This window comes from Flavobacterium sp., from assembly GCF_047602195.1.
In the GTDB taxonomy this organism is placed as follows: Bacteria; Bacteroidota; Bacteroidia; order Flavobacteriales; family Flavobacteriaceae; genus Flavobacterium.
In genome coordinates, this window is record NZ_JASGHW010000004.1 from 1,292,507 (window position 1) to 1,317,477 (window position 24,971).

A 24,971-nucleotide genomic window follows, 5' to 3' on the forward strand; every position below is an offset into this window, starting at 1 on the left:
TTTGTTGTGAATTGTTTAGAATCAAAACCAAACCCATGAAAAAAGTTTTACTCCTTTTGTTGTTGATTTCGGCTGCGGTCCAGGCGCAAATCGTCAACATCCCCAATTATAATTTCAAGGCAAAATTGCTCGCGGCAGGTCCATCGAACCAAATTGCCTGTAAAAATGGCGTATATGTCAAAATCGACACGAACAACGACAACAACATCCAACTTTCGGAAGCGATGGCCATCGACTCGCTGAATATTGGCGCAGCACAGATTTCCGACATTACCGGGCTCTCCAGTTTTTCAAACCTTAAGAAATTGGTCTGCTCCGGAAACCCGATCGGGACTTTGGATGTGTCGGGCATGACCGGATTGAAAAGATTGCATTGCGAGATGAACCAATTGGCGGTCTTGAATGTCGCACCGCTCGTCAACCTGATCGAGCTCAGGTGCTATGGCAACCAACTCACCACACTCGACGTGTCTGCTTTGTCAGCGTTGAGGCATCTCAGTTGCGGAGTGAATCTGTTTACTGCCATAGACGTCTCGGCACTCCAGGAATTGAAATACCTGGACGTTTCCAATGGCAACCTCACCGCACTCGATGTGAGCGCATTGACGAATTTGAGGTACTTGCGCTGCGAAAACAATGCGCTTACTTCGCTGCAACTCGCCGGGGCCACGAGCCTGTTTGAATTGAATTGCGATGGGAATGATTTGACTACGCTCGATTTAGGCGGACTGCCAAGCCTCGTATTGTTGTATTGTAGCGATAACCAATTTACCAATCTTGATTTTACGAATTGTCCGTCGCTGGGGGGCATAGAAATCGGCGGCAACAACCTACAGCTTCTCAATGTGTCGGGCTTGCCCCATTTGGCCGCAATCCAAAACAATATGGCTTCGGGGCCCGGTTCGATCCATACCATCAATGCATCGGGCTGTACGGGTCTGGATATGATTTGGCTCCATGATTGCCAGCTTACCGAACTCGATTTGACGGGCTGTTCCAACTTAAAAAACCTGCGGATATGGAACAACAGCCTGACCCATCTTGATGTATCCGATGCTCCCGGGCTTTTGAATCTTGATGTAAGCACCAACCAACTGGCCTCGCTCAATGTATCGAATTGTTCGGCCTTGGAGACGCTCTCCGCTTCGCACAATCAACTGACGGCTATAGATTTGTTCGATTGCACGGCGCTGCAGTACATCGATTTGTGGGACAACCAGCTCACGAGTTTGGATGCGTCCAATTGTACCTCGCTCAATCAAATCAATTTTGTGGGAAATCCATTGGTAAGCCTGTTCCTCAAAAACGGCAGGAATGAAAACCTTGGCTTTTCGCTGGGGCCGAATCCGGGTCTGCAATATGTCTGTGTGGACGAAAGCCAACTGGCCCAGGTTCAAAATGACTTGTCAAGTTACCCCAACATCGTGGTCAATTCGTATTGTTCGTTTACCCCTGGTGGCTTGTTCAACACGATTGCGGGTACCGTGCGTTTTGATGCCAACGGCGACGGTTGCGGCGCAGGGGATGTACTGATCGAAAACCTGCGGATCAACATCGCCACGGCTTCCGATTCGGGGGCAGTTTTTTCGAACCACAACGGATCATATACTTTTTACACAGGAATCGCCAATACCACACTGACGCCATCGGTCGAAAACAGCAGCTATTTCAATATCACGCCGGTTGATTCGGTAGTCAATTTCCCAGCCATCGACGGATCGACGCAGACCGCCGATTTCTGTTTGTCGGCCAACGGTGTGCATCCCGATGTGGAAATAGTGATTGTCCCGATTGGCGGTGCCCGTCCTGGATTCGATGCCACTTACCAGATCATTTACCGCAACAAAGGCAACCAGGTCGTTTCGGGCCCAATCGGGTTCCAGTACGAGGACAGTGTATTGGATTTCGTACAGTCGAGCCTGGCTCCCGATGCGCAGTCTGCCGGGAACCTCGATTACAGCTACAGCAACCTGTTTCCGTTTGAAACCCGCAGTATCTTTATCACGTTCAATGTCAATTCCCCGATGGAAACCCCAGCCGTCAATATCGGCGATGTGCTGCACTACAACGCCACGATTTCGGCCCATGTAAACGATGGCCCTTCGGTAAGCAATGAGGCGCGGCTCAACCAGGTTGTGATTGGGTCGTATGATCCAAACGACAAGCAATGCCTCGATGGGACTACCGTCAACCCGAACCAAATCGGGGATTACCTGCATTATGTCATTCATTTTGAAAATACGGGAACCGCTGCGGCCGAGAACGTGGTTGTCAGAGACGCCATCGATGAGACCCAATTTGAAGTGGGCAGTCTGCAAATGTTGTCGGCTTCACATGCATTGGACATCAGAATGATGGGCAATAAGGTCGAGTTTATTTTCAACGGAATCCAACTTGGCGCAGGCGAACACGGCCATGTCGTCTTTAAAATCAAGACCAAAAGCAACCTCGCCGTCAACTCGAGCGTGAGCAACAAGGCCGATATTTTCTTCGACTACAATTTCCCGGTCATCACCGAACCGGCGGTCACGACTTTCACGTTATTGGGAACCGAAAAATTTACCGCAGATGCCTCGATCCGTATTTTCCCGAACCCGACCAAGGATGTGGTCAAGGTAGAGGCGGACGGCCGCATCCAATCGGTAACGGTGTATGATGCGCAGGGCAGGTTGCTCCAGACGCAGGTTTCGGATGCGGCGGCAACTGCAATCAGCCTTCAAGGATACGCTGCGGGGATTTATTACCTCAAAGTGGGCACTGCATCGGGTTATGCGACACAATCCATCGTCAAGAAATAGTTGGAGCAGTAACAAGAAGAAATCATATATTGATAATGTTTTTAAATTATTCAATTAACCTGTAGAGAATATTTTCGGTGTTCTAAAAGACAATTATGATAATCACCGAACACAATTACTCATTTAACGAATCAATCGCAGGAATAACTAAAGAAAGTTTTAGGAAAAATTTTGATGCCAATGACTATATACTGATTAAGCATAAAAACTTAAATGACTATCATGACATTGGTGTATTGAAATCATCATTAAGACTTACCGAAATCCTTCTACAAATTGCCATAATTAATGATTCAATTAAAAAGTTTCAGGGGAAAGATTTCTTTGATACGGCTCCTTTTTTTAAAGCCTTGTTTTATTTGCAAAATGACGAAAATGTTAGTGGCAAAGACCTGGAAAACTATTTCGGTGCAGTAAAAAATCTAGAAAAAAAAGCATCTTACTTTAACCGATTGATTGATACCGAAGAATTTTTTATTGATACAGAACTAGATTGGGTAATGTTTGGCTTGAGTTTGAAGAAGCAAGATAATATGGATAAATATGATAAAACAGATTGTTTCGAAAACTATTTCAAGGCAAGAGAACAATTTATGACCGATCAAATAGACTTTGAGAAATTTAAAGAAAAGTCACTTGAAATATTGAAATTAAACAATTAGCAAGGCGCAACTAAGCAAGAGCTCATTTTTCATGGGTTTATATCTAGAATCCATGAAGAAAGTAGATTTTCGACAAAAAGAGTTCGGTTCGTTTGGTAGCCCCTACGCAGATACACGAAACAAAATACCAAAATACCCATAAACCCGGCCAACAAGGTCGGGTTTTTTTGTTTCGTCCTGTTATACCAAAGTACAAGCGAATTGGATACATTTATAGCCCAACAAACGATATGAAAAAATTAGTACTGCTGTTGTTGCTGCTTTCGGCAACGACCCACGCGCAAATCATCAACATCCCAGATGCCAATTTCAAGGCCAAGTTGCTTGAGGCCAGTCCCGAAAACGGGATCGCTTTTGGCAATGGCGGTTTTATAAAGATCGATGCCAACGAGGACCTGGAAATCGACCTGGCCGAGGCGCAGGCCATCGATTCGCTCGACATCAGTTCGAGTAATATTGCCGATGCGACGGGGATTGCCGCTTTTGTCAACCTCAAGGGGCTCAATTGCCAGGGCAACCAGATTCCATCGCTCGATGTTTCGATGATGCCGAACCTGAGGGTGTTGTATTGTTACGAGAATGCACTGACGTCGCTTGAAGTGCCCAATTTGAAATATTTGTTTTGCTACAGCAACCAGCTCAGCAGCCTTGATTTGGCCGGCCGGACCAATCTCGAAGTGTTGGGCTGTGCCGACAACCAGTTGACCAGTATCGACCTGTCCGGGCTTTCGGCGCTCCAATCGCTCGGTTGCAGCAACAACCTGCTTACGGCCCTCGATTTAACGGGACTCGATAACCTGCAAGGCGTCGATTGCGGGACAAATTTGTTGTCCGATTGGCAGGTCGGCAATTTGCCCAGCCTGGCGTTCCTGCGTGTGTCGGGCAATGCTGCCCTGAACAGCTTGTCGATGGTCAATTTGCCGGCCTTGAAATACCTGGCCTGCGATGATTGCCATTTGGGCGCGCTCGATTTTTCGGGGATCCAAGACTTAGAGACCTTGAGTTGTACCAACAACCCGCTCACCACTTTAGATTTTACCGGGATGGAACAACTCCGAAACTTGTATTGCAATGCTACGAATGTATCATCTTTGGTGTTTGCGCAACCCAATTCCATGAAGTTGATCGACCTGACCGGCAGTCCAATCACGGCGCTCGATGTCTCCCAATTGCCTTACCTGTATTCGTTGGGACTGGCTTCTACACCCATCGGGCTGATTGATATAACGAACAATTTTTATCTGTCAGATCTGGGCATCGGTGACAATCCCGATTTGCATACGATGTTGCTCAAAAATGGCATGCGCCAATATTTCAGCGAACTGCAATTTTCAGAATTCCCGAGCCTGACCTACATCTGCGGGGACGATATAGAAATAGCCGATTTGGCCACATTCACTGGCGGGGCGATAGAAGTCAATTCCTATTGCACGGCCGAACCTTCACCGGTCCTGAATTCTGTTTCGGGCTATGTTTATTTCGATGCCGCGGGTGACGGATGCCAAAATGACCAGCCCATTCCGTACTGGGGCATCAGTATGGCAGTCAACTATGGCACGATGAATGGCGGCGCCAGCATGCAAAACTGCACCGGGATGTATTTCTTTTCGGTAGCCAACGGAACCTATAACGTGACACCGACGTTGGAAAACCCGGCCTTGTTTTCGGTGAACCCACCTGTGGCGACCATCAACTTTCCGCTGACCAACGGTTCGGTCGCGACCCAAAGTTTTTGCATCTCGGCTGTCGGGGTGCATCCCGATGTAGAAGTGTTCCTCGTGCAATGGAACACCCCGCGTCCCGGATTCGATACCGAATATGTCTTGATGTACCGCAACAAAGGCAACCAGACGGTTTCGGGAACCGCCAGCCTGGGATTCCAGGACGAGGTGCTCGATGTGGTTTCGACCAGCCAGACGCCAAGCAGCATCGGCAATGGGCTGTATACGTATGATTTTGTCAACCTGCAGCCGTTCGAGACCCGTGAAATCCATGTGGTGTTCAGTGTCAATGGCCCGATGGATACGCCGCCGGTCAATTTGAACGACTTCCTCGATTTCACCGCGACGGTTTCAATCAATGGCATGACCGATGAAGATTTGAGCGACAACACCGTCACTTTGCACGACCTGGTCACGGGTTCTTTTGATCCGAACAATAAAATTTGCATGGAAGGCAACGTGGTTTCGCCCGAGAAAATTGGGGAATACCTGCATTACACGATCAATTTTGAAAATACCGGAACCGCGGCCGCCGAAAATGTCTTTGTCAGGGACATGATCGATGCGGCGAAATATGAAGTAGGGAGTTTGCAGATCACCGGCAGTTCGCATCCCGAAGTGGCCAGTTCCAGGAGGGAAGGCAACCGCGTGGAATTTTTGTTCTACGGCATCGGTTTGGAACCCGAAGCCAAAGGCTACGTTACTTTCAAGATCAAGACCAAAGAAAGCTTGCAGGCCAATGACAGTGTGAGCAACAAGGCCGATATTTTCTTCGATTACAACTTTCCGGTCATCACCGAACCGGCCGTCACGACCTTCCAGATTTTGGCGACCCAGGCATTCGACAAACCGTTGGGTGTAAATATTTTTCCCAATCCGGCAGGCGATACGGTTTACCTTACCGCCCAAAGCGACATCCGGTCGGTAGAAATTTACGATGGACAAGGCCGATTGTTGCAAACAAATTTGGCCGGCGAACGCAAAAGTGAAGTATCTTTGCGACAGTATACCTCTGGAATCTATTATTTTAAGATATCCACAGCCGAGGGTACGCAAACGCAAAAGATTATCAAGCAATAAATCAAGCGGCTTTTATGAAAAAAATACTACTCTTACTTTTGCTGGTTTCAGGAATGGCCCGTGCGGTAGACGTGTATATCCCGGATGCCAATTTCAAGGCGAAGCTGCTCTCGGCAACCAGCACGAATTATATCGCGTTGAATGCCGCCGGCCAATCGGTCAAAATTGACACCAACAACGACTTGCAAATCCAGGACACCGAAGCTTTGCTCATTGCAAGGCTTTATGTGTCTTCATCCAATATTGTTTCCCTCGAGGGCATCCAGGCTTTTGCCAATCTTAAGGTGCTGGCCTGCAACAACAACCAGATCGTTTCGGTCAATTACACAGGGATGGCTTTGCTCGAAGATCTCAATATTTCGAACAATCCCGAACTGGTTTCGGTAACGTTGGCGGGCATGCCCAACCTCAAATACCTCAAATGCGAAAACAATGTGCAACTGCCGTCGCTCGACATCAGCAGCCTCGGCGGACTGGTCAATTTTTTGTGTACCAATGCCGAAGTACTGACCACGCTCACGACCGGGAATTTGCCGCTTTTGGAAGTTTTCCGTTGCGAGGAAGCCCCCAATTTGGCAACAATTGATGTAAGCCAACTGCCCAACCTCAAGGAACTGCGCTGCAACAACAACGCTTTGACATCCCTGGATGTCGCCCCGTTGACCCAACTGACTTTTCTCGAATGCGCGGGCAACCATCTGACAAGCCTCAATGTAGGCACGCTCACGCAGCTCAATTGGTTGGCCTGTTATGACAACAATATTTCGGGGCTCAATTTGGCCCCGCTGACCAATCTGACCACCTTGTTCGTGGGGGACAACAATTTTTCGGCGATCGATTTGTCGCTCGTGCCCCAGCTCAAAAACCTCGAAGTCGGCGCCAATTCGTTTACGACGCTCGATTTGAATCCGCTGGTCCAACTCGAATACCTGTATGCCAATTGCCCGCAGGTATCCAATATCAATGTTTCGGCCTTGGCGAGCCTCAAGCGTTTGGTGGTGAGCCATTCGTCACAGAACAGTCTCGATCTGACGGCCTTGACCAATCTGAACCAGGTGGACATCAGCAATACCAACATCACGACAATCGATTTGTCGCAAAATATCGCTTACCTGACCAATGTGCGTTTCGATTCGAATCCGTTGCTGCAGTTCATCAACCTCAAAACCGGCAAGGGTTTCGAAAACCTGCAGGTCGTCAGTTGCCCGGCCTTGTTGCAGGTTTGTATCGATGATCCGATTGCGGGCGCTGCGCAGCACATCGACATCGACGACCAGTCAAATGTACAAATCGGAACCTATTGCAGCTTTGTTCCGGGCGGGGCCTACAATACGATCACCGGAATCGTGCGTTTTGACGCCAACACCAATGGTTGCGGCGGCAGTGATCCGAGCTTCAGGAATGTCAAGGTCAGGTTCAACTATCCGGGCGGAAATTCCGCGGCTTTTTCGGATGAAACCGGTAATTACCGTTTCTATGTACAGTATGAACCCGAAGTGGTGGTGACGCCGGTGATGGAAAATCCGGAATATTTTACCATTGCGCCCTCGGGGACTACGGTCACTTTCATGACCACCAACAGCACCCACATCCAAAGTTTCTGCATCACGCCCAATGGCATCCACCACGATGTCAATGTAACGATTGCCCCGATCCAGGGCGCCAGGCCGGGTTTTGATGCCGAGTATAAAATCATCTACAAAAACAAGGGCAACCAGGTGGAGTCGGGGAGCATCAATTTTCAATTCGATGATTATGTGCTCGATTTCGTTTCCTCGGTGCCGGGCAGCAACAGCCAGGCATTTTCGAGCCGTGTCTACAACTTTACGGGGTTGCAGCCTTTTGAGACCAGGGAAATTACCGTCAAGCTCAATTTGAACGGACCGATGGAGACGCCCGGGCTCAACAATGGCGATGTTTTGCATTTCATGGGTGACATTGCCCTCAACAATACCGATGAGGTTACCTATGACAATCATTTCGAAATGCAGCAGATTACCGTCGGTTCCTTCGATCCCAACGACAAGCATTGCCTGCAGGGGACGATTGTCGATGCGGCTGAAATCGGGAAGTACCTGCATTATGTAATCAACTTTGAAAACACCGGTACGGCTTCGGCGCAAAATATTGTCGTGGCCGATGCGATCGATGGCTCTAAATTCGACATCGACAGTTTTGAAATGGTGGATAATTCGCACCCGGTCCAGGTCAAGATTACGGGCAACAAGGTCGAGTTCATCTTTGAAAACATCAACCTCGGCGCGGGCGAGCACGGCAATGTGGTGTTTAAAATCAAGACCTTATGGTCGTTGCCGGCCAATACGGTGGTGAGCAACAAGGCCAATATTTTCTTCGATTACAATTATCCGATAGAGACCGCTCCGGCGGTGACCACGTTCCAGCTCATGGATACCGAGGCTTTTGCCACGGACGATTTGGTTTTGATCCATCCGAACCCGGCAGGCGATGTAGTCGAGGTACGTTCTGAGCAAATCATCCAAAACGTCCAGTTGTACGACGCCCAAGGCAGGATTGTCCAAACGGCCATTGTAGGCGAAACAGCGGCTAAAATGAATGTGTCGTCGTTGGTCCAAGGCGTGTATTATTTGCGCGTACACACCGAAAAAGGAACCCGGGTACAAAAACTGCTCAAAAAATAGCTGATTCAAAACACCCACTATAACCCATCGATCCGATGGGTTTTTTTATGCGTGGATTTTTAATTTTTTTAGACAATAATTAACGATTTCATTGCAATATTCTTTTTTTAATTCATCTTAAATTCCCTAGATTTGTTAAATTATTATTTTCAAGATTAAACTACCCATAATTATGTCAAAAACAGCAATATTAGAACTCGACGGGAAGAAGTATGACCTTCCGGTAATTGTCGGGAGCGAGAATGAAGTCGGTATCGATATCAGTAAATTACGTGATATGTCGTTGGCCATTACGATGGACCCGGGTTACAAGAACTCAGGGGTTTGTAAAAGCGACATCACTTTCCTCGATGGGGAAGAAGGCATTCTGCGTTACCGCGGCTATTCGATCGAAGACCTGGCCGACAAAGCAGATTTTCTCGAAGTTTCTTACCTCGTCATTTTTGGTGAATTGCCGACAAAGGCACAATTGGAGCAGTTTGAGAATGACATCAGAAAATACACCCTCGTCAATGAGGAAATGAAAAACATCATCGACGGTTTTCCTAAAACGGCACATCCGATGGGCGTGTTGTCTTCCCTGACCAGCGCGTTGACGGCCTTCAACCCTAAAGTGGTCAATGTCGAAAACGAAAAAGAAATGTACGAAGCCATCTGCAAGACGATGGGTAAATTCCTCGTGATCGCAACTTGGACGTACCGCAAGATGATGGGCTTCCCGCTCAACTATTACGACAACACCAAAGGCTATGTAGAGAATTTCCTGCATTTGATGTTTGCCTTGCCGACAGGACCATATACTGCCAATCCGACCGTAATCAATGCGCTCGATAAATTGTTCATCCTGCACGCCGACCACGAACAGAACTGTTCGACCTCGACGGTAAGGATGGTAGGTTCGTCGCATGCCGGTTTGTTTGCTTCGATCTCGGCCGGGGTTTCTGCACTTTGGGGGCCATTGCACGGCGGTGCCAACCAGGCGGTTTTGGAAATGCTCGAAAGAAATCCAGAAAAATGGCGGTGACGCTGATAAATATTTGGCCAAGGCCAAAGACAAGGACGATCCGTTCCGTTTGATGGGCTTCGGTCACCGCGTCTACAAAAACTTCGACCCGCGTGCGAAAATCATCAAGAAAGCCGCCGATGAGGTATTGAATACTTTGGGCGTCAACGACCCGGTTTTGGCGATCGCTAAAAAATTGGAAGAATCGGCTTTGGTGGATGAATACTTCGTATCGAGAAAATTGTACCCGAACGTCGATTTCTACTCGGGCATCATCTATCGTGCGCTCGGTATCCCAACCGAAATGTTTACCGTGATGTTCGCCATCGGCCGTTTGCCGGGCTGGATCGCACAATGGAAAGAAATGCGCGTCAACAAAGAACCGATCGGAAGACCGAGACAAATTTACACCGGGCATCCGCTGCGCGATTTCGTTGCGATGGACAAACGATAACCGAAAATAAATATTTGATAGTGAAAGCCTTGCATTTGCAGGGCTTTTCTTTTTCTTAACTGTTAAATATACGGAATCGATAAAGTGTAAGAATATTTGACTATTTTTAATCCACCACACAACAGCCCCATACTTCACTCCCTAATTGAATTATTTGAAGGTTGGCTTTCGCCAGATTTCATTTGAGAGACGCCACTATTCTCAGATGAGGATTACCATGATCTAACGTTAACCTTTTAATATTTGAATGATGAGAACACAAACACTTTTCAAAATTTTGATGCTGTTGGGTATTTCAACAGTTTTTGCGCAAAACAACACCTTCACGCCTGATAATCTTACTCCGGCAGGAAGGTTTAATGTTTTTATGGGATTCAATAGCGGTTTTAATATTCGCGCTAACAATCCTGCATTTCCTTTAGGTGCCAACAATACATTTATAGGGACTGGCTCTGGGGCAACCAACCTGAATGGTTCCAGCAGCACTTATATTGGCGCTAACGCAGGTGCATTTTACAATGGCGGCAACAATACGTTTTTGGGATCCGGCGCGGGTTATTCCAATTCGCTTTCGCCTGCTACAGGAACAGAGAATGTGTTTTTGGGTAGTGCATCAGGCTATTATGTAAACGCAAGCGGTTCCCAAAATACTTTTGTTGGGACAGCATCAGGAAGTTATTCAAATGGGAGTAACAATGTTTATATTGGCTACAGGGCAGGTCATTTTGATCCAAGTGCAGTTTCTACAGGTTCTTCCAACATTTTTATAGGGAATCAGGTTGGATCCGGACCATTTTTTTTTGCAGCAAATAATTTGTTGTTAATCCACAATACGAATGTTACCGATCCACTTGTCATGGGTAATTTCTTCGATGAAAGTTTAACATTCAACGTCAATAAATTAGGTGGCGCCAATGCCAGGGTTAATATTGTAAGCAATCTTAGTGGTGTGAATGGCTATTCTGGGTTGAGGCTCCAGAATTTGACGAGTGCCAACAATACCGGTTTTACTTCAAATGGGAAGGTATTGACCGTTAATCAATTCGGGGATTTGGTTTTGACCACTGACCAGTTGGGGCCGGGAGGCAGCACTTATATCAATGCGGGTGATTTTGCTACCGTATCCGGAAACGGTTCATTGGCAACGCCTTATGTAATCGGTGTCCAAAACATCTACAACGATGATGATTATTTGAGAAGCGATAGAACAGTTAGTCTTAATGGCAGGGATTTGATTTTCAGCACAGTGGCTTCTGGGCCAGCATCTGCTGGAGGAAGGGTTTTTATTGGTGATGTCCCAACGGCAGCCACGCCTTATGACTACAAACTGTATGTCGAAAAGGGAATCTTGACCGAGAAAATCAAGGTGGCCCTCAAGACAACCACTGATTGGCAGGACAGTGTTTTCGCCGAGGATTATGCTTTGACGCCTTTAAGTGAGGTAGAAATTTATGTTAAGCAAAACAGCCACCTCCCTGGAATAGAGTCTGCTCAAGAGTTGGTAAAAAATGGTCTTGACCTCGGGGAAATGCAGGCCAAACAAATGGGTAAAATCGAGGAGCTAACTTTGTATCTGATTGAGCAGAACAAAACACTTGAGGCGCAACAAAAAGAACTGGAAGCTCTCAAAATGCAAATGAAAGCTTTATTGCAAGGTCAATAAATAAGTAAAATCTGGAATTATGAAAAACTTATTTATAACAGCCATTTTGCTTTTCTCGGGTGGGCTACTGGGCCAAAACCTTGAGAATGCCAATTGGACTTTTGGCAAAAGCAATCGCATCAATTTTTTGCCTTTGAACCTGCCTCCGGTAGCATCGGCTATGGCGGTTACTTCACCAGTATTTGAACCAATGGAAGGATGTGCAACAGTATCAGATGCCGCAGGCGATTTGTGTTTGTACAGTAATGGTATAGATTTATGGCATGTCACGGCAGGAGTGCCAACACTCGTGAGTAGTGCCTTGATGGGGCATAATTCAAGTGCCCAAAATGTAATTTTTGTACCCCGACCCAATGTGTCGCAAGATTATTTTATTTTCACCATAACAGGTGCATCTTGCTCAGGTGCACTGGGTGCGTACGTGTCAAATGTGAATTTTTCGGGACCACCTGTGGCAACTTTACCACAACCGCTTTTGGATTTTTCAGGAAATCCACATGTGTTTGGCAATCAGGCATCAGAAGCGATGACCTCGACCATACATTCTGATGGGGTTAATTATTGGGTGGTATTGGCAATTCAGGATATTCTGGATAATACAGTTGATGTCTATTCTTATCTTGTAACGGAAAATGGAGTAGAAGACGGGATGGGAAATGCCAATAGACCAATGCAAATGACCACTTATAGTATTGATGTCGCCGGTGAATATACAATTGGAATGAAAATTTCAAGAGATACCCGTAAGATCGCTATTATCAACATGACTGAAAATGGGTTGGTATTAGGAAGTTTCAATAATACTACAGGAACAGTGGCGATTACAAGTCATGTTCCATTTCCTTCAGGAATTATGTACGGGTTGGAATTTTCACCAAATTCTAAATTATTGTATTGTACAGGATTGGCTGGATCATTATTTCAAATTAATACCGAGACGTCTTCGCAAGTAGGATCATTCACAGTTGCGGGAGGGCATTTTGGAGCTTTGCAGCTCGGACTAGATGATGAAATTTACATGGCAAATGACGCTTCCACTAGTATCTTTACCATTGCAAATCCAGATGTGATTTCTCCAACATTGACATTAAATTCGTTTGCTCTTGGTGGAAATACTTCTGAAATTGGCCTTCCCCAATGGGTATGGCACCAAGGAAATTGTTTCAATACTTTGAACCAGGACATTGATGTGGTCGCACCAGCGGTAGACGAGGAGCAACGCATCCAATGGATCAAAGCAACCAATATTGTCAATGCCGGGGCCGGAGCCATTTATCATGCCGGTAATTTTGTTGAACTTAATCCAGGATTTGTTGCAGATGTTGGGGCTAAATTTTCCGCTTACATCGAAGGTTGTAGTGATACATTTTTATATAGGAGTAACAAACAGCCTGGTGATCTAAAGGCAAGCGTGAAGAATCCGACTGCGAACAAGACGCGAAATACAGGTGCTGGAATCAAAGTATACCCCAACCCCGCCTCAACCACCATCACCGTCGAATGCGACACCAATCTAAAAAGCATCACGATTCTTTCCGCCGACGGCAAAACGGTGTACAGGCAAAGTGTAAATAGCCCTACACAGCAAATAGACGTGTCCGGTTTCTCCAAAGGGATCTACCTGATCGCCACCGAAACGCAGGACGGCAAAATCGGCAACAGCAAATTTGTCAAGAATTAAACGATTATCAATTGATCCAAAGCCTTCCCAACCGGAGGGCTTTTTTTTTTCGTAAATCAAACGAATTGTTTTAATTTGAATTATCTTCGTCAATTGTATCGGCAGGTATTATGATAGAATCGGTTTCAGTAAAAACCTTATCGGGACACTACAAAATCCAGTGGCAGTTTCAGGACCATAAACTCAATATGGACCTGACGGCTGTGCCGCAGCATGAACTGCAGTCTTTCGATATCATTATCAATTTTACGCAGCCGATTGCCTCGATCCGCAACCATGATTACAGTTGGATTAAGAATGACGCCAACAGTATCCTGAACGAATTTTCGCCCAAGATCATCAGACTGACCAATGGACAGCTCGTGCAGGCCAATACCCTCCAGGGCATCTGGGAAATCAAGCCGAAGAAAAACAAACAATTGCTTTGGCGTTTCAACACCAAAAAATCGGCGCCTTTGGCCGTCTACAGTGGCGAAGGCAACATCAAGAAGATTGTACAGGCTTACCACCAATACGATTTCTCTACCATGCCGGCTTTGTTGTTTCCGGTGCGCCAGGCGGTCGAGTTCAGCCGTTCGGAAAATCCGTTTTCGGCCGTGGTCTGTTTCACCGATCATTGCGATTACGACACGTGCGAAAATCTGGTTTTGCAACGCAATTTTTTTAAAGACAAAGGAATTAAGGTCACCAAGGGCTTTTTTCTCAACCACTATTCCAAAAAACAGGACAACGCTTCTTTCGAAAACGACGCCGATGAGTTGTCGCTTTGGCGCGACCAAGGGCATGAACTGGCGTACCATTCGTTGTCGCAGTCGCTCAAAAGGAGCAAGGAGGAAAGTTTCAGCGACTTCGAAAACTTCAAGCCGCCTTTCGGGGATTTGCCCACCTGGATCGACCACGGTTTCCAGCCGTATAATTTTTCCTCGTTCCGGCAGTACAATTTCAGCCCCAAGGCGATGGAAAGCACGCTCAAGGACAAGAACATCCAGTTGTTGTGGAATTGTATCGATTGCGGGACCTCGGCCGTGGGTGTCATCAACCAGATGAACGCCTCCGACTTTACGTTGCGCCGCTTCGCAGAGGGGAACAGGCACTTGCCCTTGTCGGGCAAAATCGGGGTGATGATCAAGAACATCATGTTCCACCATTATGCCGATGAGACCATCATCCTCAGTTACAAAATGACGGCGGCCAATTTCAAGCAGCTCGTCTATCAAAAGAAAATAAGCCGTTTGATTCCGTTTGTCTTCAATTTCCTGCGTTTGTGCGGACCCTTGCTCACGGTTTTCCTGCGTTGGCAGACGGCCAAGAACAAGCCTTTCAAGATGGCCGAGTATACGCCCATTCTGTTTAGGCACCGGATAAGCGAAGAAGAATTTTGGTTTTTCCAGACCGTCGAGATGATCGATTTCAAGAAATCGCTGATGCGCGAGAATATCGATAAACTCATTAAGGAAAACGGGCTTTGCATCGCACACACTTATTTTGCCGTCCTCAAGAATTACCACAAAGGAAAAATGTTCAGTTCTGCAACGGCCATCGATGAAACCGTATCTGCTAATTTTGACTACCTCGGGGAAAAAATCGCCTCGGGACAAATCTGGAATCCGACGTTGAAACAACTGGCGGCTTTCCTGTCCAATTTCGAAAAGGCGGTGCTCGATGTCGATCCGGGTGGAAAAATCGTCATTGCCAATGCCGCTCATTTGCCTTACCGATTTGTTGACTGATGGAAATCATTTTTACAAAAGAGACACAATGGCTCCAGAAATGGGATGACTTCGTGTTGTCCGAAGACAAGGCCAGCCACCTGATGCTCGCGCAATGGAACGCTACGTTCTCGGGCTATGGTTTTGATTTCGAGGTCGGGATTCTACAGCAAGACGGGCAGATACACGGCGGTTTTGCTGCGGTGGTTGCCAAGGCCGCGATGTTCCGGTTTTATGTCGTACCCTACGGACCCATTGTCTCCGAAGGTTTTGAAAAATACCTCGACGAACTGGTCGCCAAAGTGCCACAGCGCGCCCGGTTTTGGAAATGCTGTTATGCGCATGTTTCCCTTCCGGTAGCCGCAAGCCCGAACCGTCATGTCTACCCAACGTTGCCCGAGCTTCCATCGCTGGTCGATGCCAAACCAGGACAACTGTTCAAATATGTGTATTCGGGTTATGGACTCAACTGGGTCGATTTGCGCAAAGCCGACTCGACCGAATCGCTGTTGGAAATGTTTAAGAGTACGACGCGCCGCGACATCCGGAGTGCCGAACGCAAAGGGCTCGAATTGCGGTTTTTGGAAACGGCTGACCAAATCAAACTGGGATACGATTTGTGTCTGCAAAACGCCGAGGCCAACCAGTATTCGATACGCGATTGGCATGCCTTCGGTCCCGACCTGATTGCCATGGTCAATAGCGGGATGGCCAAGTTCCTTGGGGCTTTCCATGAAGGCGACCTCAAAGGGGCGGTGTTGTTGCTCAAAGGCGGGAATTATTACACCTATATTTTGGGAGGGTCCAAACGCCAAAAACCCGATTTGCTCGCGGGACATTTCCTGCAATGGCAGGCCATCCGGTTTGTTTTTTCGGAAGGCTGCGACGGCTATAATATTTCGTTGGGCGGATCGGCGGGTGTGATCAATCTCAAAAACAGTTTTGCAGATGTGCAGATTGTTTTCGAAAATTCAAAATACCACTGGGTCATCAGTCCGTTTTACCTAAAATGCTATATGTTTGTGGAAAGCAAACTCAAGCGGCATAAAAAAACGCTCGCCCGGTTGTTTTCGGTTTTAAAACGCAAGTCATGATTCGGAAATTCCGCAAATATTTAAAGGTGGTCGACATCGACATGCAAATCTACAGCATGACAAAAGCCGATTGGTCTGCATTGGCTGAAATCGGGATGGAGGTACAAACCGAACAACTGTCCGATGGGCGGACCCGTTATTTCATCATGGACCAAGACATCTTCGCGCACCAAAGCTTTCTGTTTCCCAAACTCAACATCCTCAAGCTCATCCAAAAAAAAGGCCCGGCCATCGGCGACTGCGTGACAATGGCCGATTACAAAGGGCGCAATATTTATCCTTACGTCATCAACCGAATCGCGGGCGAGGTGCTGGCCAAAGGAAAGCATCCCGAAGTTTTCATTGTGGTGACCAGCAACAATGCGCGTTCGATCAGGGGCATCGTGAAGGCGGGTTTTCGGCTCCATACCAGCATCAAGGCCAAACGATTCCTGCTGTATTATTTTAACCTAGACCTCCAGAAGTTCCGTTAAATTTTAACCCAATGGTAATGGTCGAAATCAGGTCGCTTTGTTTATATTTGTGAACGAAAACGATTTCGATACCAAATCTTCGGGCGCTTCAAGCCACTTCAAATCGGAAATATTTTCATACTTTTCGAATGCAAACCAAAACTTATGTCAAAAAGCATTACTTTTTTAATCAATAAATCTGAAATCACTGCCGGAACGCGCGGTGCATCCCTTGGCCCAGACGCTATTTTAACCGCAGCGCGAAAAAAAGGGAGTTGCCTGTTCGGCGAAAATAAAGTACACCGGCTCCCGAACTACAACCACCTGCTCGACGCCTGTACCGAATACACCTACGCCAAGCGCATCGATGGCGTATTGCAAATCTACAACGAACTCAACAGCAGCGTTTCCGAAACATTAAACCAGGGCGCCTTTCCGCTGATTATGGCGGGCGACCACGGTTCGGCCGGTGGTACCATTGCCGGAATCAGGACCGCTTTCCCTTCCAAACGGTTGGGTGTGGTCTGGATCGATGCGCATGCAGATATCCATACGCCTTATACGACCCCTTCGGGCAACATCCACGGGATGCCATTGGCTACGGCTTTGGGGATCGACAATACCGAATGCCAATCGAATGAAGTCGACCAAAAGACGATCGAGCAGTGGCATGAACTCAAGAATGTGGGGCAGATTGCACCCAAAATCAAACCCGAAGACATCGTTTACATCGGGGTCAGGAGTGTAGAAGAACAAGAGGTCGCGGTGATCGACCGTCTCGGGATCAAGAACATTCCGGTGGCCGAGGTGCGCGAAAAGGGCGTAGGGCAGATCCTGTCCGAAATCGACCAGAAGCTGGCCGCCTGCGATATCCTCTATGTTTCTTTTGACGTCGATTCGATGGATCCGCAATTGACTTCGCACGGAACAGGAACCCCGGTACCCGATGGACTCCAGCCCGAAGAAGCGCGCGGCTTGTTGATGGGATTCGCCCAAAATCCCAAAACCGTTTGCCTCGAGGTCGTGGAAGTCAATCCGTGTCTCGATGAAAAAATCAATACGATGGCCGAAGTCACTTTTGGGCTGATCGAAGAATTTGCGCAAATCCTAAAAAACTAAGCCGTGAAACAAACGACCAATGCGGTACTGATGATCCGTCCGGTGGCGTTCCGAATGAACGAACAGACCACCGAGAACAATTATTACCAAAAAGCGATCGACGGATTGACGCCGCAGATGATCAATGCCAATGCCCAGCTTGAATTCGATGAATTGGTGCAAAAACTACGCATGGTAGGCGTCGATGTCACTGTGGTCGATGACCTGCCCGAACGCGACGCACCCGATTCGATCTTCCCGAACAATTGGGTCTCGTTCCACGAAAATGCCGATGTGGCACTGTATCCGATGTTTGCCGAAAACCGACGCCGCGAACGCCGCGAGGACATCCTCGACCTGCTCGAGGAAAAAGGGTTTGAAATCGAGAATGTCGTCGATTACACCGAAGCCGAGGACGACGGTTATTTTCTCGAAGGCACCGGCAGTTTGGTACTCGACCGGACCAACGAGAAGGCTTATTGCGCCTTGTCGCCACGCGCCGATGAAGAATTGTTCATCGAATTCTGCGAGGATTTCGACCTCGCGCCCGTTATTTTCGAGGCATTCCAAACCGTCAACGGCCGACGCGAATTGATCTACCACACCAATGTGATGATGTGCATAGGCGAAACCTTTGCCGTGGTCTGCGCCGATTGCATCGATGACAAGACCGAACGCAAGAACGTACTCGACAACCTCAAACAGGACGGCAAGGAAATCATCCTGATCACCGAAGCCCAGCTTGAACACTTTGCGGGCAATATGCTCGAATTGCGCGGCACCGATGACAAACATTACCTGGTCATGAGTAGCGCGGCGCACGAGAGCCTGACCCAGGACCAACTCAATCGTTTGGCCAAACACGCCACGATTTTGAGCTCGAACCTCGACACGATCGAAGCCTGTGGCGGCGGCAGTGCGCGTTGCATGATCGCCGAAATTTTTCTTCCCAGAAACTAATTTTCTTTGGCCATGAGCGATAGTTTGGTCATTGTGTTGAGTCTGTGCATCGTCTTGATCCTATGGCGCGTGCTGACCTACAAAAGCAAAAGCGATAAGGCCGAAGAAAAAAGACTCCAGGAGAGCCTCGAAGACGAATTCATTTACGATCCGGTTACCGGAGCCAAACTGACGCTCGAGCAAGCCGAATCGGGACACTGGGTCGCACACGACAACCCGAATCGCGTCAAGAGCAGTGCCGAGATCGAGCAATTTTATCAAGGGGAGGAGCGCGAAGCCCAGCGGCTCATCAACCACCTCAAACAACAAGGCTATCAATTCGATGATTTTTCGGATGCCCAAATCGCCGCACTCGAGGCCACGCAGATGTTATCCAAATATGATGAATGGTCGTATGCCGAGCCGTATGCCAAAAATGGCCACTTTGTGTTTTTTCCAGCGGTGCATATCCATGGCGGTCGGTACCAGGACAATTACCACCAATCGCAATTGATGTTTTGGGTCAAGGATGATCGGCTGTCGGGACATTTTTACCTGCGCGAAAAATCGGGATTTGAAAGTTTATCGGATGCCTTCAGGAGCGATGACGACATCAAACTCCGGAATTACGAAAGTTTTACGGTCGAAAAACCTGAAAATGTATTGCAGGTCATCAAAGTACTCCAGCATTTCGATGGCGTCAAAGGTCTGGAAATAGAAGTCAAAGATGACAATTTATGGGTGAAGACCTTGCGTTTGCCCCAAACCGAAGATTTCAAAAAAATAGAAAGCGTACTCGAAGCCATCAAAGGCATTTCCTAAAAGCAAAAATCCCGGACACCGATGGCGCCCGGGATTTTTTTTAACCCCAAATTTATTATTTGACGAAACTGTCGATGATCTTGTCCGATTCGGCTTTGGTGGCCGTTGGCTTGAGTTCAAACAAATGCATGTAGAGCGGCTGTTTGTTGACCGTTGGCAATAAGTCGAGGTCTTTGTTTCTGGCGAAAACGGTGGCCCATTTGTCGCGTACGTTTTTCCAGACGGCTTTGTTCTCGGCCCAGTATTTTTGTGCGGCGGCACATTTGGAATCGGCTACTTTGGTGTAGACATCGTGGCCTTTTTCTTCGGCCAGCACGGTGTCTTTCCCGGCGTCATCGCGTACAATCTTCACGTTGTCCTGGTCGTGGATCCAACCGTCTTTGACGATTTCGTGTACATTGGTTCTTTGCAAAACATTGTAGTCTTTTCGGATGGTATGCTCGCGGCGTGGCAGCGGCGCATCGGTGGTGTTTTCCCAGAAATGGCGGCCATCTACGTGAACCCAGGTGGCAGAACCTTCATATCTTGGGCTGTCGTCGACCTGGTACACGCGCTGTGTCCATTGGCCTTTGACCGAAGCGGCCGGAAGTGTTTTGTATTTCCAGCTTGTGTCTTTGTAGAAATTATAGAAACGGGTGTTTTCGAATTCCCAGTCCTGTCTCCAGTGCTTGACGATCATGGTGTCGCTTACGATCAATAAGTGTTGCATCACAATTTTGTTGGGTTGGTCCTCCACCAGTTCTACCCATTCGAGGCCCCAGTCGTATTTTGGTTTCGAAGGCACGTAATTTTCATCCTTGCTGCGGATAAAAGTCTCGGCGAAATTGAACTTCACCTCATAACAGCCACACATCGACTTGATGGCTTTGATGTCTTCTTTCTTTTTTGCGTCCTGGGCAGTGGTGTGAAGCGCAAGCAACAGCACAATTGCCGAAAGTATTCCTTTTTTCATTGGTAATTGATTATTTATTTCTGATGCAAAAATAATATTTTTATTTAGAACAATTAAAAATAATAAATATATTTGCAGAAAAATTATCTGTAATTAGTCTAAATAAAAAGATTGTATGCACAGCACTACTTCCTCTAACCTCAAAATCAAAATCTTACACATTGCATTGAAACTGTTCTTGGGTTTTATGCTCATTTCGGGTGGAATGGACAAATTCAAAAAGCCGATCCCAGCGCCCAACAAAATGATCGAACAAGTCAAAGCCGGGGAGGAAGTGGCACCCAATACCGAAGTGCTCATGATCAAGAATTTCTTTTTCGGACTCAAGCAAAGCAATTACTTCTGGCAGTTCCTCGGTTTTGCCGAATTGCTCGCCGGCGCCTTGGTCCTGAGCCAAATCTTTTGGATGATTGGTGCTTTTATCGCACTGCCGATTACCCTCAATATTTTCCTGTTCCACCTGTTTCTCGAAACGGACGAAACCGGCGAATTGCTGATGACGATGGCCATGCTGCTCATCAACATTTGGTTCATCATCTCCTCGTATGAAAAATGGAAAGGCATCGTCATCGACAAAAGCGCAGTCCAATTCAAAGCCACCGCACAATAGCACACCATGAGAATACCTTCTTCCCTATACGCCGTTACCGTTCTGCTCTTGGGCACCAAAGCCTTTGCGCAAAACGATACCATCCGCAAAGCCAATAAAATTGATGAGGTCGTCATTACGGGCCAATACAACCCGCAATCGGTCAAGAAATCGGTGTACAAAGTCAATGTGATTACGCGGGCCGATATCGACCGCCAAGCCGGGAACAACCTGGCCGATTTGCTCAACCAGTCGCTCAACATCAACATCATCCCGAATGCGATGAACGGCAAATCGAGCGTGCGTTTGTTCGGGCTCGATGCCCAATATTTCAAGATCCTGATCGACAACATCCCGGTCATCAATGACGAAGGGCTCGGCAACAACACCGATTTGACCCAAATCAACCTCGATGACGTGCAGCAGATCGAAATCGTCGAAGGCTCGATGGGCGTCGAATATGGCGCGAACGCCGTTTCGGGCATCATCAACATCATTACCAAGAAAAGCGGAAGCTCTAAATGGGAAATCACCCCGTCGATCCAAGAGGAGACCATCGGCAAGGAGTACAGCCTCATGAGCCGCGGGCGTCACATCCAGTCCTTGAAAATCGGACACAATTTCAACAGCCGCCTGTATGCCAATGCACTGATCACGACCAATTATTTCAAGGGTTTCCTCAACGACAAACAGGGCAAATATCATCTCGAGGACGACGGTTTGCGCGGCTATGAATGGCTGCCCAAAGACCAGGTCAATGTCAAGGCGTTCCTGGGCTACAACCTCGACAAGCACAGTCTTTTCTACAAATTCGAATACTTCAACGAGAACACCGATTTTTATACCGACGATGTGTACGTCAACGAAAATCCCGCTACGGATACGACCTTTCCAAAAGTTTTCGACGACAATACCTTCAAGACCGAACGTTATTTCCACCACCTCAATGCGGCCGGCCGTTTCGATTTCATGAATTATGACGTGTCGTTTTCGTTCCAGCAGCAGGAACGCAATGTCGAAACTTTTGTGTTTGACATCCGCCAGGACAAAAAATCGGGCGTGAATGAATATGAATTCGAATCGCGTGAAGGCTATTATTCGAAAGGGAATTTCAGCAATTTCCTCGATAACGAAACCATCGATTTCCAGCTCGGTTATGAAATCAGCGACATCGACGGTTTTGTCGCGCCGCAGAAAGGCGTGTTGACCGAGACGGTCAAAAAGCGTTTGGGTTCTTATGATGTTTTTGGTTCGACCGAGATCCATTTCGGCAAGAAATTCTCGATCCGTCCCGGGGCACGCGCTTTGTTTTCTTCGAAATTCGATACCCAGGCCGCCGTATCCTTGAGTTCGAAATACGCCTTCGACAATGGTTTCGAACTGCGTGCCGTCGTGGGAACCGCGCCAAGATTGCCGAATTATGAAGAACTGTATACCTATTATGTAGACGTGAACCACGACAGCCAGGGCAACCCGAACCTCAAGCCAGAGCAAGGATTTTCGGCTTCGGTTTTCCTGAGCAAGACCGCCCAGTCGCAAAACGGTGTGCTGTTCAAGAACAACCTTTCGGCCTTCTTTATCGATGTCCAGGACCGCATCGAGCAGATCCAGTACCTCAATGACAAAGGCAGTATTGCATTCACTTTCGACAATATCGATTTGTTCCGGACCTATGGCGCGACGCTGACTTCATCGGTGTTGTACAAAAACCTGACGGTCAATGCGGGTGTGACGTTTTCGGGCGTATCCAAAGTGCTCGACAGCAATGCCGATCCGGAACTCCGCAATGACGATTACCTCTATGCCGTGCAATGGAATGCCAATGCTTCCTATACCTTGCCCAAATGGAAGACCGTTTTTTCGGCTTTCCTCAAGTACACCGGCCCGCAATACCAATTTGTATTGTCTGATGGCGTATTGGCCAGGGGCAAGCAGAACGAATTCTCATGGCTTGATGCTTCTTTGCGCCAGCCGATGCTCCAAAACAAACTCGAGTTGACTTTGGGCGCGCGCAACATTCTCGACATTACCAGTGTCAATACGAGTACCGATGGTGGAACCGCGCACGCCGGCCCAACCAACAGCATCTTGATGGGCTATGGCCGTTCCTACTTTTTAAAATTACTGTACCGATTAAACTTTTAGGACATGAAAACGAAATTATACTTCTTGAACCTGTTGCTGTTTCTGGCCATTTTTTCGGCCTGCGAACCCGACGACCGTATGGAGGCGCAGCCGTTTGTGGTGGCTTTCCAAACCCCGTCTATTAGTTATAGTGACATGGGAGCGGAGCAGCAAATCAACATTGTGTTCTCGGAACCTGCGGTAAGCGCCGGGACGGTCAAGATCAGGGCCAATGCGGAGGATGCCGAGTACGGTGTCGAATTCCACACAGAGCCCGAAATGGAAGACAATAGTTTTGAATTGCCTTTCCAGGCCGGTCAGACCGGAATCTCTTTTATCTACCACAACCAGATGCTGCCGTACGACGACACCGATGTCGATCGCATGGTCACCTTCGAAGTGGTCGAGATCAATTATTCGGAATACCACAACATCCAGGGCTATAAATCGGTGCGCTTGTCCTTTTTGCCTTCCTTGGGTACGACGCTGGAACCCGAAATCGGCGGCCCGAACCAAGGCGACCAGGTATTTGTCGACCTCAGTACCGAAATCACGACCAAGGCACGCCGCGACAGTTGGGACCTTGGTTTTTACAGCGGCGACCAATTTCGCGTGACAATCAACGGCTCGATTTACATGGCGGCCAGGAACCTCAATGTGACCAATATCGATGCGGTCAACCAGGCCAGCGTACAGGCTTTCCAGAATCAGGTGACGATCGGGACTTTCGATCCTGAAAACGAAAATTACATCGATGCCCCGACGGGTCTGATCGAAGAAACTGCCATCGACGCGATTTCCGAAAACAACGACGACAACAAAGTCTATCTCGTCAACCTCGGTTACAAAGTCGGTACGACGACACCGCCGCAAGGAAGCGTAGCCGTAACGGGTGATCCGCGCGGTTGGAAAAAAATCAGGATTCTCAGAAGCGGTGACAATTACATTTTGCAATACGCCAACCTGAACAGTACCACGCATACCGAAGTCGTGATCCCGAAATCGCCCAATTACAACTTCACGTTCTTCAGCTTCACGACGCAAAATATCGTGTCGGTGGAGCCGCAGAAAACCAACTGGGACTTGAGTTTTACCGTGTTTACCAATGTGATTTTGGGCGCGGGTTCTTACGGCTATTCCGACTTTGTACTCAACAACCTCAAGGCGGGTGTCAAAGCCTACCGCGTCAACATTGCCAATCCGGGTAATTCGGATGAATTTGACGATTTCAAATTGCGCGACGTCAACCCCAACAATTTTGCCAACGACCAGCGCGTGATCGGGGCCGATTGGCGCGACGTGTTCTCGGGAACCGCTTTTGCCGACCGTTTTTATGTGCTCAAGGACCTCGATGGCAACCACTACAAGATACGGATGCTCGGTTTTCTCAGTGAAAATGGGGTGCGCGGCTATCCGAAGTTCGAATACAAATTGATACTAGAGAATTAATACAATAACTATTTAATATTT

The 24,971-nt window shown here is 47.8% G+C and carries 16 protein-coding genes and 1 pseudogene; 16 read left to right on the plus strand and 1 reads right to left on the minus strand.

The genetic code is table 11. The features are described 5' to 3' along the window. The first annotated feature begins 35 nt into the window (after window positions 1-35). The 13 genes and pseudogenes from QM717_RS11865 (at window position 36) to QM717_RS11925 (ending at window position 19,836) form a co-directional block, all read left to right on the plus strand. Window positions 36-2,798 carry a leucine-rich repeat domain-containing protein gene (locus QM717_RS11865; RefSeq protein WP_415037676.1) on the plus strand — a complete coding sequence of 921 codons (2,763 nt, stop codon included), beginning with the start codon at window positions 36-38 and terminating at the stop codon, window positions 2,796-2,798. A 95-nt stretch (window positions 2,799-2,893) separates the two neighbouring features. Next, window positions 2,894-3,460 (plus strand): hypothetical protein, encoded by a 567-nt coding sequence (locus QM717_RS11870; protein WP_415037677.1) that lies wholly within the window; start codon window positions 2,894-2,896, stop codon window positions 3,458-3,460. Window positions 3,461-3,690: 230 nt separating this feature from the next. Then, entirely contained in the window at window positions 3,691-6,261 is a 2,571-nt protein-coding gene (locus QM717_RS11875; RefSeq protein WP_415037678.1) for a leucine-rich repeat domain-containing protein, read from the plus strand. A gap of 14 nt (window positions 6,262-6,275) precedes the next feature. Then, window positions 6,276-8,921 carry a T9SS type A sorting domain-containing protein gene (locus QM717_RS11880; RefSeq protein ID WP_415037679.1) on the plus strand — a complete coding sequence of 882 codons (2,646 nt, stop codon included), beginning with the start codon at window positions 6,276-6,278 and terminating at the stop codon, window positions 8,919-8,921. Between the two features lie 172 nt (window positions 8,922-9,093). Further along, window positions 9,094-10,378: pseudogene (locus tag QM717_RS11885) on the plus strand (citrate synthase). A gap of 250 nt (window positions 10,379-10,628) precedes the next feature. Then, window positions 10,629-12,041, plus strand: coding sequence for a hypothetical protein (locus QM717_RS11890; RefSeq protein WP_415037680.1), 1,413 nt, complete (start codon window positions 10,629-10,631; stop codon window positions 12,039-12,041). Between the two features lie 19 nt (window positions 12,042-12,060). Further along, window positions 12,061-13,722 (plus strand): 3-coathanger stack domain-containing protein, encoded by a 1,662-nt coding sequence (locus QM717_RS11895; RefSeq protein ID WP_415037681.1) that lies wholly within the window; start codon window positions 12,061-12,063, stop codon window positions 13,720-13,722. A gap of 110 nt (window positions 13,723-13,832) precedes the next feature. Further along, window positions 13,833-15,452: a hypothetical protein gene (locus QM717_RS11900; RefSeq protein WP_415037682.1), complete on the plus strand. Its 1,620-nt coding sequence runs from the start codon at window positions 13,833-13,835 to the stop codon at window positions 15,450-15,452. Beyond that, on the plus strand, window positions 15,452-16,525 hold the full coding sequence (locus QM717_RS11905; protein WP_415037683.1) for a lipid II:glycine glycyltransferase FemX: 1,074 nt from the start codon (window positions 15,452-15,454) through the stop codon (window positions 16,523-16,525). The genes QM717_RS11900 and QM717_RS11905 overlap by 1 nt, the downstream gene beginning before the upstream one ends. Then, entirely contained in the window at window positions 16,522-16,998 is a 477-nt protein-coding gene (locus QM717_RS11910; RefSeq protein ID WP_415037684.1) for a hypothetical protein, read from the plus strand. The genes QM717_RS11905 and QM717_RS11910 overlap by 4 nt, the downstream gene beginning before the upstream one ends. Window positions 16,999-17,142: 144 nt before the next feature. Further along, on the plus strand, window positions 17,143-18,096 hold the full coding sequence (locus QM717_RS11915) for an arginase (protein ID WP_415037685.1): 954 nt from the start codon (window positions 17,143-17,145) through the stop codon (window positions 18,094-18,096). A gap of 3 nt (window positions 18,097-18,099) precedes the next feature. Continuing rightward, the gene (gene ctlX / locus QM717_RS11920) at window positions 18,100-19,035 is read left to right on the plus strand and encodes a citrulline utilization hydrolase CtlX (protein ID WP_415037686.1); all 936 of its coding nucleotides are present in this window, start codon (window positions 18,100-18,102) and stop codon (window positions 19,033-19,035) included. 12 nt (window positions 19,036-19,047) lie between these two features. After that, window positions 19,048-19,836: a hypothetical protein gene (locus tag QM717_RS11925; protein ID WP_415037687.1), complete on the plus strand. Its 789-nt coding sequence runs from the start codon at window positions 19,048-19,050 to the stop codon at window positions 19,834-19,836. Window positions 19,837-19,891: 55 nt separating this feature from the next. On the opposite strand, the gene QM717_RS11930 is transcribed toward QM717_RS11925, so the two are convergent. After that, a complete protein-coding gene (locus tag QM717_RS11930) occupies window positions 19,892-20,788 on the minus strand; it encodes a DUF6607 family protein (RefSeq protein WP_415037688.1) in 897 nt (298 codons plus the stop codon). Window positions 20,789-20,903: 115 nt separating this feature from the next. On the opposite strand from QM717_RS11930, the gene QM717_RS11935 reads away from it, so the two are divergent. Genes QM717_RS11935 through QM717_RS11945 form a run of 3 tightly spaced genes read left to right on the plus strand, consistent with a single transcriptional unit; the run spans window position 20,904 to window position 24,950 of the window. Continuing rightward, complete coding sequence (locus QM717_RS11935) at window positions 20,904-21,398, plus strand: DoxX protein (protein WP_415037689.1); 495 nt, start codon at window positions 20,904-20,906, stop codon at window positions 21,396-21,398. A 6-nt stretch (window positions 21,399-21,404) separates the two neighbouring features. After that, window positions 21,405-23,522, plus strand: a complete 2,118-nt coding sequence (locus QM717_RS11940) for a TonB-dependent receptor plug domain-containing protein (RefSeq protein WP_415037690.1) — start codon at window positions 21,405-21,407, stop codon at window positions 23,520-23,522. Between the two features lie 3 nt (window positions 23,523-23,525). Further along, window positions 23,526-24,950 (plus strand): HmuY family protein, encoded by a 1,425-nt coding sequence (locus QM717_RS11945; RefSeq protein WP_415037691.1) that lies wholly within the window; start codon window positions 23,526-23,528, stop codon window positions 24,948-24,950. Window positions 24,951-24,971 lie beyond the last annotated feature (21 nt).